The sequence below is a fragment of the Micromonospora sp. NPDC005197 genome (genome assembly GCF_040608295.1).
Lineage (GTDB): Bacteria > Actinomycetota > Actinomycetes > Mycobacteriales > Micromonosporaceae > Micromonospora.
In genome coordinates this window covers 1-15,559 of record NZ_JBEXHY010000007.1, presented here as the reverse complement: position 1 = coordinate 15,559, position 15,559 = coordinate 1, and the positions used below count along the sequence as shown (strand labels likewise).

Sequence of the window (15,559 nt, the reverse complement as noted above, 5' to 3'; positions counted from 1 at the left end):
CGACGAACGGGCCACCGACGCGTACGCCGATGGCCCGTTCGCGCAAGACCCCTGCGGTCAGGCCCAGAGCTGACCCTCCAGCGCGTCCTCGGCATCCGCGAGGGTGCCGCCGTACGCGCCGGTGGACAGATACTTCCAGCCGCCGTCGCAGACCACGAACGCCACATCGGCCCGCCGGCCGTCGCGGACCGCCTCGTGCGCCACCGCGAGCGCGGCGTGCAGGATCGCGCCTGTGGAGAAGCCGGCGAAGATGCCCTCCACCTCGACGAGCTGACGGGTCCGCAGCACCGCGTCCCGGGTGCCGACCGAGAAGCGCCGCGACAGCACCGAGGCGTCGTACAGCTCCGGCACGTACCCCTCGTCGATGTTGCGCAGGCCGTAGACCAGCTCGCCGTAGCGCGGCTCGGCCGCCACGACCTGGATGCCCTCGACCTTCTCGCGCAGGTAGCGCCCGGTGCCCATCAGGGTGCCGGTGGTGCCCAACCCGGCCACGAAGTGCGTGATGGTGGGCAGGTCGTGCAGCAGCTCCGGACCGGTCGTCTCGTAGTGCGCCCGCGCGTTGGCCTCGTTGCCGTACTGGTAGAGCATCACCCAGTCCGGGTGCTCGGCGGCGATCTGCTTGGCCGTCGCGACGGCCTGGTTGGACCCGCCCGCCGCCTCCGAGAAGATGATCTCCGCCCCGTACATGCGGAGCAGCTGGACCCGCTCGGTGGAGACGTTCTCGGGCATCACGCAGACCAGCCGGTACCCGCGCAGCTTGGCCACCATCGCCAGCGAGATGCCGGTGTTGCCGCTGGTCGGCTCCAGGATGGTGTCACCCGCCCGGAGTCGGCCGGCCTCCTCCGCCGCGCGGACCATGAACAGCGCCGCGCGGTCCTTGATGCTGCCCGTCGGGTTCCGGTCCTCCAGCTTCGCCCAGAGCCGCACCGGCGGCGCGCCGTCGGGCACCGTCGGCGAGAGCCGGGGCAGACCAACGAGCGGCGTGCCCCCACAGGCGTCGAGCAGGCTGTCGTACCGCGCCATGGCGGCCGCCCTCAGCGCGCGGCGACGGCGGTCGCCGCGCGGTGCGAGCTGATCGCCGCGGTGTGCGAGCTGATCGCCGCTGCCGCGGCGCTGTGCGAGCTGATCGCCGCGGCCGCGGCGAAGCCGAACGCGCCGCCGGCCACGGCCGGCAGGATGGTGACGCTGTCGCCGTCGGAGAGCTTCGCGTCGAGCGCACCGAGGAAGCGGACGTCCTCGTCGTTGACGTAGACGTTCACGAAACGGTGCAGCACGCCGGCCTCGGTGACCAGGCGGCCACGCAGCCCGGCGTGCCGGGAGTCCAGGTCGGTGAGCAGGTCGCCCAGGGTGTCGCCGGCGCCCTCGACGACCTTGGCGCCGCCGGTGTAACTGCGCAGGATGGTGGGGATGCGAACCTCGATGGCCATGATGTCGTGCTCCTCAAACGGGTGTGCCAACGGTGACGGGACGGAACGGGTGCGAACGCTGACGGGTCAGCGGCCGGAACACTCGTAGTCGACCGTCGCCGGGCTCTGCCCGAACATGTAGGACTGCACGGCGTGCGGGTCGACCCCGGCCTCCACGATCTGGACCGGCTCCTCGGTCACCACGCCGTCGACGATCCGGAACGACCGGATCTCCTCCGAGTCGGGCTCACGGGTCGAGACGAGCAGGTAGTGCGCGCCCGGCTCGCCGGCGAAGGAGACATCCGTCCGGGACGGGTACGCCTCGGTGGCGGTGTGCGAGTGGTAGATGACCACGGGCTCCTCGTCCCGGTCGTCCATCTCCCGCCACACCCGCAGATGCTCCATCGAGTCGAACTCGTAGAAGGTCATCGACCGGGCGGCATTGTCCATCGGGATGTGCCGGGTCGGGGTGTCGCTGCCGACGGCACCGGCGACGACGCCGCACGCCTCGTCGGGGTGGTCCCGGCGCGCGTGGGCGACGATCGCGTCGATGATCGACCGGTCGATGCTCAGCACGTGCACCAGCCTAACGCCTACCGGGCAGGCCCTGAAGTGGTGCCGGTCACGCCTCGTCGATCAAGGCGTTGAGCAGCGACTCCTGTAGATACCCGAGGTACGCGTAGACCGACAGTTGGAACACCCGGCTGGAGCCGGGATCCTCGGTCACCGCGTCGTCCAACTCCTCACCCAGGTCAGTGCCGTCCTTGATCTCCAGCCGGACGCCCATCGCCAGCCGCGCGTCGTTGAGCGCCCGCAGCCACGCCTCGGCCGCCTCGGCGTCCAACCGCACCTCGCCGCCGGCCTCGTCGGGCAGCGCGGCCAGAATGGCCCCGGCCTGGTCGATCTTGGCAGTCTTCAGATCACCCTCGGTGTAGCGGCGGAACTCGGCGGTGCCGCTCGCATCCTTCGGGTAGACCGCCGGGAACAGCCGGCCCACGACCGGGTCGGTGTGGTCGAAACCGTCGGTGAGCAGACCGACCACCTCGGAGGCGACCTTCCGCAGCACCCGCACTTCGTCCACGGCGAAGGTGGCGACATAGCGGCCGGCCTGCCGCCGGAACATGCTCACGAGCGGTCCACCGTCGCCCACAGCCCGTACGCGTGCAACTGCGACGCGTCGTGCTCCATCCGCTCCCGGGCGCCCGTGGAGACCACGGCGCGGCCCTTGTGGTGCACGTCCAGCATGAGCTGCTCCGCCCTCTCCCGGCTGTAGCCGAACAGCTTCTGGAAGACCCAGGTCACGTACGTCATCAGGTTGACCGGGTCGTCCCACACGATCGTCACCCATTGCCGGTCGGGCGCCGGCACCTCGTCAGTGGCCGGCGTCTCGACCGGTGCAACCTGTGGAGCCGCCATGCCCCCCATCGTGCCACCGGTTTCCCGGAACCGAGGAACCGGAACGCCGGGCGAACCAGGATCACCCGCCGTGGCCACCCCGGAGCCGGCCCGCACCCCGTCGGACGCGAGGCGCGGGGCGGGCCCGAGCCGGGAGATGGCCACGCCGTCAGGCGAGCAGGATGCCGTGGTCGACTGCATCGGAGAGCACCACGCCCAGCGAGAGGCGGATCACCTCGAACCGTCGGGAGATCTCCCGGGAAAGCTCCAACTCGACCTCCCGCAACGCCCGCTGGGACCAGGCGCGCGCGGCGCTGTGGTCATCGTTGCCCGGGGTACGCCACTGCTGCCAGCACCCGCCGGAGAGCGCCACCGCGACCGGCGGAAGCACCTCGTCACGGGTCGCCGTCGGATAGCCGGCGAGCGCGTCGATCGCCTCCGCGCCGGTCAGCCCGGCCACACCCGCCGTACTCGTGATCAGCAGGACCCGGTCCAGGTCGCGCCCGGAGCGGTGGTCGGCCAGGCCGTACTGGACGGCGGTGGCGATCCGGCGGCGGACGCCCTCGGTCGGTGTCGCGCCGAGCACCTGGGCGGCGGTGTCGGCCACGATGCCCCGCACCGCGTGGTCGCACTGCGCGGTGGCCAGCAGCGACAACGCCGCCATCTCCCGGTCGAGCAGGTCCGGCAGGCCGGCGCAGCCGACCCCGAAGACGATCTCCTGGACGGCCCGGAGATGGACGTTCGCCAACTCCAGTGCCAGGTGCTGGCGGATCCGCTGGGAGCAGGACCGGACCTGTCGGTCGAGCCGCTCGGACCAGTCCCCCGGGTCGGCGGACACCGCCACCCGGTCGTGCTGCCCCGGCAGCACGGGCGGATCGGCGCTGGCCCGCTGCAACCCCTCGTTCGCCGACCAGCCCACCAGCGCCCGGCGCAGGTCGGCGGCGGAATCGGCGCCGTCGACCGGGAACCACCGCGCGCCGGCCAGGGAGGGGACCGCGGCCAGCAGCGCCGCCCGGTGCGCCTCGACGATCACCGCCACCGGGTCCACCTCATCCGGCCGGCCGTCGGGCGGCGAGACGGACGCCCCCGCGTCCTCCGTCAGCACCCCGCCGTCGGCCGGCGGCGCCCAACCGGCCGCACCCGGGGTGACCGCGAAGACGACCTCCACCGGGGCAGCGGCCACGTCGGCGAGCAGATTCAGCTCCTGGGCCGTGAACGCCTGGTCGGCCGCGATCACGAAGAGCAGCGCGCCGGCCCGGCCGACGGCCTCGCGCAGCACCCGGACGCCGGCCACGCCGAGCGCGCCCGTGTCCGGTGTGTCGACCAGGGTGAAGTGGCGCAGCAGGGGCTCGGGCACGCTCAGCTCGACCCGCCGGGGTGGGCGGGCCAACGCCGGGCCGGCGGCGTCCCGGTCCGCGCCGTACGAGTGCGGCTGGCGGTAGCCGGGGACGAATGCCGCCCGCGTGGGCACCTGGGCGTGCCGGACCAGCAGCCAACTGCCCGCCGGCACGGTGAGCATCACCGGGTCGAGCCCGACGAGGCTGGCGAGGACCGCACGCCGGTCGGCGCCGGCCGGGCCGACGGCGACCACGCCGAGCGGCTCGTCCGCCCGGGGACGGGGCACGCCGAGGTCGGTGGGCAGCGGGCTGCAGCTCGGCAGGTCGGCTGAGCTGGCCATGTCGCCGGGCGAGTCGAGCGAAGGGAGAGGGCCCTGCTGCATCGGGTGGCCTCCCGGGGCAGGCGACCGGCGCGCCGGTCGCGTGGAATTCCGGTGACACTACCCGGATGCCGGAAGAGTACGTTCGGCCGGCCGACCAGGCGGAACAGTTCGGATACTCACCGGTAATTGTGCGACTACTCAACTTCGGTGCGTGACGGTGCGGGCGCGGACGGAATTCGATGGATATGCTGCGCGGATGAGTCGATGGAAGTTCGTCGGCCGAACCGATGAGCTCAACCGCCTGCTGGCGGCGGTGACCGGCGAGGCCGGCCGAGGGCTCTTCTTCAGCGGCAGCGCGGGCATCGGCAAGAGCCGGCTGCTACGCGAGGGCGTCAACACCCTGCCCACCGACCGGTACGCGATCTGGTCCATCGCGGCCAGCGCCACCACGGCGGCGCTGCCCTTCGGCGGGCTGGTGCAGGTCCTCCCGGCGGAGCAGCCCCAGGGCCTCTCCCCCGCCGGCATACTCCGCTGGGCGCTGGGCGTTCTGCAACAGCAGGCCGCCGGCCGCCGGATCGTGCTCGCCATCGACGACGCGCACCTGCTCGACCCACCCTCCGCGGCGCTGGTGCATCTGGTCGCCCGCGCCGACAACGCCACAGTCGTGGGCACCCTGCGCGACGGCGAACAGATCCCGCTGCCGATCCGCGCACTCTGGACCGACGACCTGGTCGAGCACGTCGAGCTGACCCCCATGCCACCGTCGGAGACCGCCGGCCTGCTGGCGGCGATCCTGGGCGGCCCGGTCGACGCCGGCTCCGCCGACCGGCTCGGCCGGCTGTCGGCCGGCAACCCGCTGCTGCTGCGCGAGCTGGTGCACGCCGCCAGCGGCAGCGAGGAGTTGAAGCGCACCTACGGGATCTGGAAGTGGACCGGGCGGCTGGAGCTGGCACCCAGCCTCACCGAGCTGATCGACACCCGCGTCGGGCAGCTCACCGACGGCGTTCGCACGGTCGTCGAGCTGGTCGCCTTCGGCGAGCCACTCGGCCTTCACCTGCTCAACCAGGCCGCCGAGCAGTCCGATGTGGAGTACGCCGAGGAACGCGGCCTGATCACCGTCGTCCAGCACGACCGGCGGACCAACGTACGCCTGGCCCACCCGCTCTACGGCGAGGTGATGCGTCGCCGGTGCCCGGTCAGCCGCACCCGACGCCTCCAGGCGCACCTCGCCGAGCTGCTGGAACAGGTCGGCAAGCGCCGCCGCGACGACCTGCTGCGGGTGGCGGTCTGGCGGCTCGACTCGGGCACCGCACAGGACGCCGCCCTGCTCGTGGACGCCGCGATGCAGGCGTTCACCCGCTACGACGTACCGCTGGCGACCCGGCTGGCCCGGGCCGCGCTGAACGCCGACGGCGGCTCGGACGCGGCGGAGCTGCTGGCCACGATTCTGATGTTCGCCGACCGACCGGACGAGGCGATCACCGTTCTCGACGCGGTGACTCCAAAGGCCGGGGACGAGCGGCGGCTCTGCCGGTGGCTGACCGTCCGCGGCATGGTCAGCTACTGGGGGCTCAGTCAGGAGTCCACGGTGGAGGAGATCGCGAGCCGGGTCGAGGAGCTCGGCGACTCGGCCGACCGCGCCCGGGTGCACGCCTTCGAGGCGATCATGCGGCTGCACCGGCTCGACACGGTCACCGCCGTACGGCTCAGCCAGACCGTGCTCGATCGGCCCGCCGCCGGCATCGCCGCCCGTGAACTGGCCCGCAGCACCATCGCGTACGTCCAGGCCGCCCAGGGTCAGCTGTCGCGCAGCGGCGCGGCCATCGCGCAGGTGCACTCCGCCGCGGCCAGCTGGCGCACCGACATGCCGTACCTGCAACTGGCCCTGGAGCTGGCCCGCGGCACCCGGCTCATGCTCACCGGCGACCTCGTCGGGATCGACGCGATCGTGGCCGACGAGTTCGCCGACCTGGCCGGTGCCGGTGACTTCCGGCTCGGCACCGGATACCTGGCCATTCTCCAGGCGTACGCCGCGCGGCTGCGCGGGCAGAGCGACTCGGCGATGCGGACGTCGTTGGGCGCCTGCGCGGTGCTGGCGACCAGCCGGGTCTACGCCGGTCTGGCCCAGGCCGAGCGGGCCCAGGCGGCGGCGCTGCGCGGCGACGCGGCGCAGGCCGCCGAGGCGATGGCCGAGGCCGACCGCACCCACGCGCCGGGCATGGCGGTGCTCTACCCGTGGCTGGAGCAGGCCCGGGGTGCGGTGCTCGCCGCGTCGGGTGACCTGCCGGGCGCCGTGAAGCAGCTCAACGACCTGGCCGACCGGCTGCGCGCGGACGGTTTCGCCGGGCACGAGGTGCACGTTCTGCACGACCTGGTCCGGTTGGAGCAGGCCGGCGCGCCCGTCGGGCCCACCTGCTCCGACGGTGGGCGGCGCACCGTGGCGCAGCGCCTCGCCGAGCTGTCCGAGCAGGTGGACGGCGTGCTCCCACCGCTGCTGGCCCGGCACGCCCGGGCCGCGGTGACCGACTCCGCCGCGGATCTGCTCGCGGTCGCCGACGACTACGCCGCGCTGGAGCTGACGGTGTACGCCGCCGAGGCCACCGCACAGGCTCTGCACCGGCTGCGCCAGCAACACTCGGTGGCGGCCGGCGAGGCCCGCGAGCGTCTGGCGGGGCTGCTCAGCCGCTGCGACCTGATCCGCACGCCGGCGCTGCGGGCCGGGGCGCCGGTGCTTACCGAACGCGAGTGGCAGGTGGCCCGCCTCGCCGCGCACGGTGCGACCAGCAAGGCCATCGCCGAGCGGCTCTACCTCTCCGCCCGCACCGTGGAGAACCACCTGCAGCGGATCTACACCAAGCTCGGCGTGACCGGCCGGTCGGAGCTGTGGGCCGCGCTGCGGTCGATCCCGGGCCACGAGGGCGGCGGCGCGGGCTGAACCTTAGGCTGGGGCGGTGAGCACCCTCCGCCCCGCGCTGCTGACCGACCACTACGAGCTGACCATGGTCAGTGCGGCACTCAAGGACGGCACCGCCGACCGCCGCTGTGTCTTCGAGGTGTTCAGCCGTCGGCTGCCCAGCGGCCGGCGCTACGGCGTGGTCGCCGGCACCGCGCGGCTGATCGAGCTGATCCGCGACTTCCGATTCGACCCGGCGGAGGTCGATTTCCTGCGCCGCACCGGAGTGGTCGACGAGGCGGCGGCGGCCTGGCTCACCGACTACCGCTTCACCGGCGACATCGACGGGTACGCCGAGGGTGAGCTGTTCTTCCCCGGTTCGCCGATCCTGACCGTCTCCGGCGGCTTCGCCGAGTGCGTGGTGCTGGAGACGCTGGCGCTCTCCGTGCTCAACCACGACTGCGCGGTGGCGGCCGCCGCGGCGCGGATGGTCACCGCCGCCCGGGGCCGGGCGCTGATCGAGATGGGATCGCGCCGGGCACACGAGGAGGCGGCGGTGGCGGCGGCGCGGGCCGCGTACCTGGCCGGTTTCCGGTTCACCTCCAACCTCGCCGCCGGCGAGCGCTACGGCATCCCGACGGCGGGCACGGCGGCACACGCGTTCACCCTGCTGCACGACGACGAGCGGGCCGCGTTCGCCTCGCAGGTGGCCACGCTGGGCAAGGACACCACGCTGCTGGTCGACACGTACGACATCAGCCAGGGCATCCGCAACGCGATCGCGGTGGCCGGGCCGGAGCTGCGGGCGATCCGGATCGACTCGGGTGACCTCGCGGTGATCGCGCAGCAGTCCCGGGAACTGCTGGACTCACTGGGCGCCACCGAGACGAAGATCATTGTCTCGGGCGACCTGGACGAGTACTCGATCGCGGCGCTGGCCGCCGAGCCGGTCGACATGTACGGCGCGGGAACGGCAGTGGTCACCGGCTCCGGGGCGCCCACGGCGGGGCTGGTCTACAAGCTCGTCGAGGTCGAGGGCCGCCCGGTGGTGAAGCGCTCCGAGCACAAGGCGACCATCGGTGGGCGCAAGGTCGCGGTCCGCCGGCACAAGCCGACCGGCACCGCCACGGAGGAGATCATCGTCCCCCAGGGTGTGCCCGACCGGCAGGCCAACGACCGGATGCTCCAGCGCTCGTACGTGATCGACGGCGAACCCGTGGGTCTGCCCACCCTCGACGAGTCCCGGGAGCACCTGCGCGAGTGCCTCATCTCCATCCCGTGGGAAGGGCTGAAGCTCTCGGCCGGCGACCCGGCCGTGCCGGTCACTGTCGTACCCGCCGCCTGAGCCCGCCGATCCGACCTCGAAGGGACCCCCGATGGCCGACGCGCTGATCATCGTGGACGTGCAGAACGACTTCTGTGAGGGCGGCTCGCTGGCCGTCCCGGGTGGCGCCGGGGTGGCCGCCGGGATCTCCCGGCTGCTCGCCGCCGAGCCGGACCGGTGGCGGCACGTGGTCGCGACGAAGGACTATCACATCGACCCGGGCGCGCACTTCGGCGATCCGCCGGACTTCGTCGAGTCGTGGCCCCGGCACTGCGTGGTCGGCACCAGCGGCTCCGAGTTCCACCCCGAACTGGAGACCGGTCGGGTCGAGGCGATCTTTCACAAGGGCGAGCACGCGGCGGCGTACTCCGGATTCGAGGGGCACGCCGACGACGGCGAGTGCCTGGCCGACTGGCTGCGTCGGCACGACGTGGACCGGGTCGACGTGGTCGGCATCGCCACCGACCACTGCGTCCGCGCCACCGCGCTCGACGCCGCCCGGGAGGGCTTCGCCACCACCGTCCTGCTGGAGTTGACCGCCGCGGTCGCTCCGGAGACGACCGACGTGGCGCTGCGGGCGATGGACGGCGCCGGCGTGATCCTGCACGGCGAGCCTGTGATCAGGGCCGCATGAGGCGGTAATTTATTGGCCAATGGTCCACCCTCCGTCGAGGATGTCGCCGGAGGTACGGACCAACGTGAACATGAAGCCTTACCGCGCAGCTCTCGCCCTGCCCGGCCTGCGGTCGCTGCTGCTGGTCGCCGTCCTCGCCCGCATCCCGCTCACGGCGACCGGGGTCACGCTGACCTTCCACGTCGTGCTCGACCTCGACCGGGGCTACGGCGCGGCCGGCCTGGTGGGCGCCGCCATCACCGTGGGCGCGGCGATCGGTGGGCCGCTGCTCGGCCGACTGGTCGACCGGCGTGGTCTGCGTCCGGTTCTGGTGCTCACCGCCATCGCCGAGGCGATCTTCTGGTCCACCGCGCCCACGCTGCCGTACCCCGTGCTGCTGCCGGCCGCCTTCGTGGCCGGCTCCTTGGCTCTGCCCATCTTCTCGGTGGTCCGCCAGTCGATCGCCGCGCTGGTCCCGGAAGATCAACGACGGCCGGCGTACGCGTTGGACTCCATGTCCGTCGAGCTGTCCTTCATGATCGGCCCGGCGCTGGCGGTGGCCCTGGTCACCGCGATCTCGGCGCAGACCACCATGTACCTCGTCGGCGGCGGCATCGTCGCCGCCGGGATCGCCCTGTGGCTGGTGAACCCGCCGATCCGCGGCGCCGCCGAACCCGCCGGCCCACGGCGCCAGGTGCCTCGGCGGGAGTGGCTGACGCCCCGACTGCTCGCCGTGCTGGCGCTCAGCGCCGCCGCCACCCTGGTGCTCGGCGGCACCGACGTCGCGGTGGTCGCCGTCCTGCGGGCCAGCGGCGAGGTCGGCTGGACCGGCGTCGTGCTGGCTGGCTGGGCGATCGCCTCCCTGGCCGGCGGCTTCGCCTACGGGGCGGTACACCGCTCGCTCTCCCCGCTGGCCCTCACCGCCGCACTCGCGCTCTGCACCATCCCGGTCGGGTTGGGCGGCGCGCACTGGTGGCTGCTCTGCCTGGCGCTGATCCCGGCCGGCGCGCTGTGCGCGCCGACCATCGCGGCCTCCTCCGACGCCGTCAGCCGTCTGGCCCCGGCCGAGGTACGCGGCGAGGCGATGGGCCTGCACGGTTCGGCGGTCACCGTCGGCATCGCGGTCGGCGCACCGCTCGCCGGCGCGGTGATCGACGGCAGCGCGCCGCTCTGGGGCTTCGTGGTGACCGGAGCGCTCGGCGCGCTGGTCACCCTGATCGTGCTCCCCGGCGAGCTGCGCCGCCGTCGCCACGCCGACGCGGCCACCCCGCCGCCGGTCGAGGCCGATCTCGCCCCCGCCGCCCGCTGACTGCCGCTGGCTACCTCGGGCGACGGCCAGTCGCGGCGGGCGATGGTGCCGGTGGCAGGACCCCTCGGACGTCGGTTGACGGCATGCATACACACACGGATATACCTGTGAGGCATAAATATGTCTCACAGGTATATCGCTCGTCAGTACGGTCGCCTCCGGAAGCCGGCCGAGCGGTGCGACGCCGGCCGCGCAAAGGAGGGCGGGGAGTAGAACGGCGGGGGTTGAGCCCGGCCAGAGCAGGCCATCGCCGAGCGGGGCCATCAGCGCCGAGCGCGCAGCACGGTAGGGCGGACCGTCGGAGCCGGGTCGGACCGGGGCTGGGCCAGCCAGGGCGGGACATGGCGAAGGGCGCCGCTCCCGGTGGTCCCCCGGGGGCGGCGCCCTTCGTACGGTCGAGCGGGTTGAGCGTCAGTGCCGGTCGATGTCGCTGGCGATGTCCTCGCTGTAGCGAGCACCGCCATCCGACTCGCTGGTGAGCGGCTTGGAGCCACCCTCCGGCGGGCCGGCCAGGCTCTGACCGGCGGCCAGCTCCGGGAACTTCGCGTCGAACGCCGGCCGCTCGGAGCGGATCCGGGGCATCCGGTCGAAGTTGCGCAGCGGCGGCGGGCTGCTGGTCGCCCACTCCAGCGAGTTGCCGTGACCCCAGGGGTCGTTCACCTCGACCACTGGACCGGTCTTGTACGACTTCCAGCAGTTGTAGATGAACGGCAGCGTGGAGATACCGGTGATGAACGCGCCGACCGTGGAGATCGTGTTCAGCGTGGTGAAACCGTCGCCGGGCAGGTAGTCGGCGTACCGGCGGGGCATGCCCTCGGCGCCGAGCCAGTGCTGCACCAGGAAGGTGGTGTGGAAGCCGATCATGGTGAGCCAGAAGTGCACCTTGCCCAGGCGCTCGTCGAGCATCCGGCCGAACATCTTCGGGAACCAGAAGTAGATGCCGGCGAAGACGGCGAACACGATGGTGCCGAAGAGCACGTAGTGGAAGTGCGCCACCACGAAGTACGAGTCCGACACGTGGAAGTCGAGCGGCGGGCTGGCCAGCAGCACACCGGTGAGACCGCCGAAGAGGAAGGTGACCAGGAAGCCGACCGCCCACAGCATCGGCGTCTCGAAGCTGATCTGGCCCCGCCACATGGTGCCGATCCAGTTGAAGAACTTCATGCCGGTCGGCACCGCGATCAGGTAGCTCAGGAAGCTGAAGAACGGCAGCAGCACCTGGCCGGTGGCGAACATGTGGTGCGCCCAGACGCTCATCGAGAGCGCCGCGATCGCGACGGTCGCGGCGACCAGGCCCTTGTAGCCGAAGATCGGCTTACGGGAGAAGACCGGGATGATCTCGCTGATGATGCCGAAGAACGGCAGCGCCACGATGTAGACCTCGGGGTGCCCGAAGAACCAGAACAGGTGCTGCCAGAGCATCGGCCCGCCGGTCGCCGGGTCGTACACGTGGGCGCCGAGGATGCGGTCCGCAGCGAGCGCGAACAGCGCGGCGGCCAGCAGCGGGAAGACCAGGATCACCAGGAGGCTGGTGACCAGGATGTTCCACGTGAAGATCGGCATCCGGAACATGGTCATGCCGGGCGCACGCAGGGTGAGCACCGTGGTGATCATGTTCACCGCGCCGAGGATGGTGCCCAGGCCGGAGATGGCCAGACCCATGATCCACATGTTGGCGCCGACGCCGGGCGAGTGCTCGACGCTGCTCAGCGGCGCGTACGCGAACCAGCCGAAGTCGGCGGCGCCGCCCGGGGTGATGAAACCGGCGGTCGCCATCGTGCCGCCGAACAGGTACAGCCAGTAGGCGAAGCTGTTCAGGCGGGGGAAGGAAACGTCGGGCGCGCCGATCTGGATCGGCACGATGTAGTTCGCGAAGGCGAACACGATCGGCGTCGCGAAGAACAGCAGCATGATCGTGCCGTGCATCGTGAAGAGCTGGTTGTACTGCTCGGGCGACAGGAACTGCAGCCCGGGTCGGGCCAGCTCAGCCCGCATGATCAGGGCCATCAGGCCGCCGACCATGAAGAACACGAACGCGGTGACCATGTACATGATCCCGATCTGCTTCGCGTCCGTGGTACGCAGCAGCCGCGCGATGGCCGACCCCTTGACCGGCTCCCGGACCGGCCAGGGCCGGGTCACGACCGGCTTGGGTGCGACGGTGGTCACGAGTGGCCTCCGGTTCTCGGTTGTCCCGCTCGGCACACGCTGTTTATCGGCGGGCCGTCATCCGCAAGGAGGATAGTCCCCGGCAGGTCGCAGCGCCGCGTGGGGTGGCGTGACACGATCTACTACGGGCCTACAGCGGGCCGACCAGCAACCGGTAATGCTCCCCGAAGATCCGTCCGCCACGTCCGCGCAGCAGCGGGTCGCGCAGCGCCGGCGGCACGTCCCTGGTCCGGTTGCGGTCCCGGGTCCGGTCGGCCACCCAGCGGGTACGCGGGCGACGACGACTCTCGTACGCCACCAGCGCCGCCTCCACGCTGCCGGCGGCGCGCAGCGACTCGGCCAGCACCACGGCGTCCTCCAGGGCCATCGCGGCACCCTGGGACAGGGTCGGCGCGGTGGCGTGCGCGGCGTCGCCGACCAGCAGCACCCGGCCCCGGTACCAGCGGCCCAGCTCGACCTCGTCGGTGATCCCGGCGTGCACCCGGTCGAGCATCGCCAGCACCTCGGGCACCGGGCCCCGGTAGTCGGCGAAGAGTTCGCGCAGCCGGGCCAGCGGGTCGGCGGGCGGCTCGGTGCCCGCCTCGTCGGCGTAGCAGTGCAGCCGCCCCTCCCCGATCGGCACCAGCAGCAGGCCGGAGCGCTGCCCGAGCAGGGCGGTCCAGTCGGTGACGGGCGGGCCGTCACGCAGGACGGCCCGGTAGACGACGTGCCCGGCCGGGCGGGGCGGCCCGCCGAGCGCGGCCAGGGCCCGGACCGAGGAACGCGGCCCGTCGGCGCCGATGACCAGGTCGTACTCGGTGCTGGTGCCGTCGGTGAAGGTGACCCCGACGGCGCGCGGAAGCAGATCGAGGGTGCGGACCTCGGCGCCGTGTCGGACGGCGCCGCCGGCGCCGCTGAGCAGCACCCGGTGCAGGTCCGCCCGGGGCAGCGCCCGGCACTCGCCGACGCCGGCCCAGAGGGCGTCGAGGTCCACCTCGCAGAGGGGCAGCCCAGCGGCGTCGAAGAAGCGCTGCCGGTGGATCACCTGCCCGAGCGGTCGGACCGGGTCGTGCAGGTCCAGCCGGTGCAGCGCGCGGGCGGCGTTGCCGGGCAGGTACAGGCCGGTCTCGGTCGACTCCCCCGGCGGCAGCTTGTCGGTGACGTCCGGCCGGAAACCCGCCAGGCGCAGGGCCCGAGCCACGGCCAGGCCGGCGATGCCCGCGCCGACGATGAGAATGCGCAGGGGGGAGCTACGCATGGTGGTGTACGCCTCCGGAGGGGGAACGGCACGCGTCGGAGGCAACACGCTACTCGGAGCGATCGGCGCACACCAGAGCCCGATCGGCCCGCCCGAGCGGCTCCTCGGCCGTCCGCGCCGCTTAGCTGGCCGCCCTTGGACGCCCGTTCGGCGGCAGGATGGCGATCCTCACAATTCACCAGTTTGACGCGGGCGGTTGCGCCTCGGTTTCAAGCATGTAAATGTGTCGTTGAGCGTGGGAGCGCTCCCGCACCACCCCACCACAGCCGGCGCCCGGCACGCGCCGAGTCAAGGAGCGTCATGAAACGTCAACTTCGGGTCCTGGCCGCCGCCGGGCTGCTGGTCGCCAGCTCGCTCGTCGCCGTGGCCCTCAGCGGCAGCGCCTCCGCCGACACGCAGATCTGCGAACAGTACGGCTCGACCGTGATCCAGGGTCGCTACGTCGTGCAGAACAACCGCTGGGGCACCTCCGCCCAGCAGTGCATCAACGTCACCAGCAACGGCTTCGAGATCACCACGCAGAACGGCAGCAGCCCCACCAACGGGGCGCCCACGGCGTACCCGTCGATCTTCTTGGGTTGTCACTACACCAACTGCTCCCCCGGCACGAACCTGCCGATCCAGGTGAGCCAGATCAGCAGCGCCACCAGCAGCATCTCCTACCGGTACGTCAGCGGCGCCACCTACGACGCGGCGTACGACATCTGGCTGGACCCGTCGCCCAAGCGGGACGGGGTGAACCAGATGGAGATCATGATCTGGCTCAACCGTCAGGGCCCGATCCAGCCCATCGGCTCGGTGGTCGGCACGACCAACCTGGCCGGCCGGACCTGGGAGGTGTGGCGCGGCAGCAACGGCTCCAACAACGTCATCTCCTACGTCGCGTCGTCGGCGGTCTCCAGCCTGAACTTCAGCGTGCTGGACTTCATCAACGACACCCGCAACCGGGGCGCGATCACCAACTCCTGGTACCTGACCAGCATCCAGGCCGGCTTCGAGCCGTGGCAGGGGGGCGTCGGTCTCGCGGTGACCTCGTTCTCGGCCAACGTCAACGGCGGCGGCACCCCGCCCACCAACCCGCCGCCGACCACCCGGCCACCGACCACGCCCCCGCCGGGCGGCAGCTCGGGCTGCGCGGTGAAGTACACGGCGAACTCGTGGAACAACGGCTTCACCGCCGACGTGCAGATCACCAACACCGGGTCCAGCGCGATCAACGGCTGGACGCTTACCTACAACCTGCCCGGCGGGCAGACGGTCACCAACGCCTGGAACGCCACGGTGAGCCAGAGCGGATCCGCGGTGACCGCCCGGAACGTGAGCCACAACGGGTCGATCGCGCCCGGCGGCACGGCCAGCTTCGGCTACCAGGGCACGCTGAGCGGGTCGTATTCGTCCCCGACCAGCTTCTCGCTCAACGGCACCAGCTGCTCCCGCGCCTGAACTGTCGTGGGGGGGGGGGGCCGGGGGGGGGGCCCCCCCCCCCCCACCGAAAAACCCCGGGGGGTGGAAGAGGGGGGCGGCCCCCCCACGGGGGGCCCCCCCCAACGGGG

13 protein-coding genes are annotated in these 15,559 nt (G+C 72.2%); 5 read left to right on the top strand and 8 right to left on the bottom strand.

The genetic code is table 11. From position 1 onward, the window contains the following. Positions 1 to 57: 57 nt before the first annotated feature. The 6 genes from ABZU46_RS04840 to ABZU46_RS04815 form a co-directional block, all read right to left on the bottom strand. Positions 58 to 1,023: a cysteine synthase gene (locus ABZU46_RS04840; protein ID WP_354855132.1), complete on the bottom strand. Its 966-nt coding sequence runs from the start codon at positions 1,021 to 1,023 to the stop codon at positions 58 to 60. Positions 1,024 to 1,034: 11 nt separating this feature from the next. Continuing rightward, the gene (locus tag ABZU46_RS04835; protein WP_354855131.1) at positions 1,035 to 1,427 is read right to left on the bottom strand and encodes a MoaD/ThiS family protein; all 393 of its coding nucleotides are present in this window, start codon (positions 1,425 to 1,427) and stop codon (positions 1,035 to 1,037) included. Between the two features lie 66 nt (positions 1,428 to 1,493). Beyond that, positions 1,494 to 1,982, bottom strand: coding sequence for a M67 family metallopeptidase (locus ABZU46_RS04830; protein WP_354855130.1), 489 nt, complete (start codon positions 1,980 to 1,982; stop codon positions 1,494 to 1,496). A 46-nt stretch (positions 1,983 to 2,028) separates the two neighbouring features. After that, positions 2,029 to 2,529, bottom strand: a complete 501-nt coding sequence (locus ABZU46_RS04825; RefSeq protein ID WP_354855215.1) for a DUF2017 domain-containing protein — start codon at positions 2,527 to 2,529, stop codon at positions 2,029 to 2,031. A gap of 2 nt (positions 2,530 to 2,531) precedes the next feature. Then, positions 2,532 to 2,822, bottom strand: a complete 291-nt coding sequence (gene clpS, locus ABZU46_RS04820; protein ID WP_234581506.1) for an ATP-dependent Clp protease adapter ClpS — start codon at positions 2,820 to 2,822, stop codon at positions 2,532 to 2,534. A 148-nt stretch (positions 2,823 to 2,970) separates the two neighbouring features. Then, positions 2,971 to 4,521, bottom strand: coding sequence for a hypothetical protein (locus ABZU46_RS04815; protein ID WP_354855129.1), 1,551 nt, complete (start codon positions 4,519 to 4,521; stop codon positions 2,971 to 2,973). Between the two features lie 196 nt (positions 4,522 to 4,717). On the opposite strand from ABZU46_RS04815, the gene ABZU46_RS04810 reads away from it, so the two are divergent. The 4 genes from ABZU46_RS04810 to ABZU46_RS04795 are packed head-to-tail and all read left to right on the top strand — an operon-like array spanning position 4,718 to position 10,600. Continuing rightward, complete coding sequence (locus tag ABZU46_RS04810) at positions 4,718 to 7,396, top strand: LuxR C-terminal-related transcriptional regulator (RefSeq protein WP_354855128.1); 2,679 nt, start codon at positions 4,718 to 4,720, stop codon at positions 7,394 to 7,396. Between the two features lie 16 nt (positions 7,397 to 7,412). Continuing rightward, on the top strand, positions 7,413 to 8,699 hold the full coding sequence (locus ABZU46_RS04805; protein WP_354855127.1) for a nicotinate phosphoribosyltransferase: 1,287 nt from the start codon (positions 7,413 to 7,415) through the stop codon (positions 8,697 to 8,699). 31 nt (positions 8,700 to 8,730) lie between these two features. Then, on the top strand, positions 8,731 to 9,312 hold the full coding sequence (locus tag ABZU46_RS04800; protein WP_354855126.1) for a nicotinamidase: 582 nt from the start codon (positions 8,731 to 8,733) through the stop codon (positions 9,310 to 9,312). A 40-nt stretch (positions 9,313 to 9,352) separates the two neighbouring features. Continuing rightward, positions 9,353 to 10,600 carry an MFS transporter gene (locus ABZU46_RS04795; RefSeq protein ID WP_354855125.1) on the top strand — a complete coding sequence of 416 codons (1,248 nt, stop codon included), beginning with the start codon at positions 9,353 to 9,355 and terminating at the stop codon, positions 10,598 to 10,600. 411 nt (positions 10,601 to 11,011) lie between these two features. Here ABZU46_RS04795 and ctaD read toward each other — a convergent pair whose 3' ends face one another. Further along, entirely contained in the window at positions 11,012 to 12,769 is a 1,758-nt protein-coding gene (gene ctaD, locus ABZU46_RS04790) for a cytochrome c oxidase subunit I (RefSeq protein ID WP_354855124.1), read from the bottom strand. Between the two features lie 130 nt (positions 12,770 to 12,899). Then, on the bottom strand, positions 12,900 to 14,006 hold the full coding sequence (locus ABZU46_RS04785) for an FAD-dependent monooxygenase (protein ID WP_354855123.1): 1,107 nt from the start codon (positions 14,004 to 14,006) through the stop codon (positions 12,900 to 12,902). A gap of 300 nt (positions 14,007 to 14,306) precedes the next feature. Here ABZU46_RS04785 and ABZU46_RS04780 point away from each other — a divergent pair, with 300 nt between their 5' ends. Further along, entirely contained in the window at positions 14,307 to 15,449 is a 1,143-nt protein-coding gene (locus tag ABZU46_RS04780) for a cellulose binding domain-containing protein (protein WP_354855122.1), read from the top strand. Positions 15,450 to 15,559 lie beyond the last annotated feature (110 nt).

Excerpts from the sequence above, each read along its gene's own strand:
- ABZU46_RS04840 (WP_354855132.1), bottom strand. The coding sequence starts at position 1,023 with ATGGCGCGGTACGACAGCCTGCTCGACGCCTGTGGGGGCACGCCGCTC.
- ABZU46_RS04835 (WP_354855131.1), bottom strand. The coding sequence starts at position 1,427 with ATGGCCATCGAGGTTCGCATCCCCACCATCCTGCGCAGTTACACCGGC.
- ABZU46_RS04825 (WP_354855215.1), bottom strand. The coding sequence starts at position 2,529 with ATGTTCCGGCGGCAGGCCGGCCGCTATGTCGCCACCTTCGCCGTGGAC.
- clpS (WP_234581506.1), bottom strand. The coding sequence starts at position 2,822 with ATGGCGGCTCCACAGGTTGCACCGGTCGAGACGCCGGCCACTGACGAG.
- ABZU46_RS04815 (WP_354855129.1), bottom strand. The coding sequence starts at position 4,521 with ATGCAGCAGGGCCCTCTCCCTTCGCTCGACTCGCCCGGCGACATGGCC.
- ABZU46_RS04810 (WP_354855128.1), top strand. The coding sequence starts at position 4,718 with ATGAGTCGATGGAAGTTCGTCGGCCGAACCGATGAGCTCAACCGCCTG.
- ABZU46_RS04800 (WP_354855126.1), top strand. The coding sequence starts at position 8,731 with ATGGCCGACGCGCTGATCATCGTGGACGTGCAGAACGACTTCTGTGAG.
- ABZU46_RS04795 (WP_354855125.1), top strand. The coding sequence starts at position 9,353 with ATGTCGCCGGAGGTACGGACCAACGTGAACATGAAGCCTTACCGCGCA.
- ABZU46_RS04785 (WP_354855123.1), bottom strand. The coding sequence starts at position 14,006 with ATGCGTAGCTCCCCCCTGCGCATTCTCATCGTCGGCGCGGGCATCGCC.
- ABZU46_RS04780 (WP_354855122.1), top strand. The coding sequence starts at position 14,307 with ATGAAACGTCAACTTCGGGTCCTGGCCGCCGCCGGGCTGCTGGTCGCC.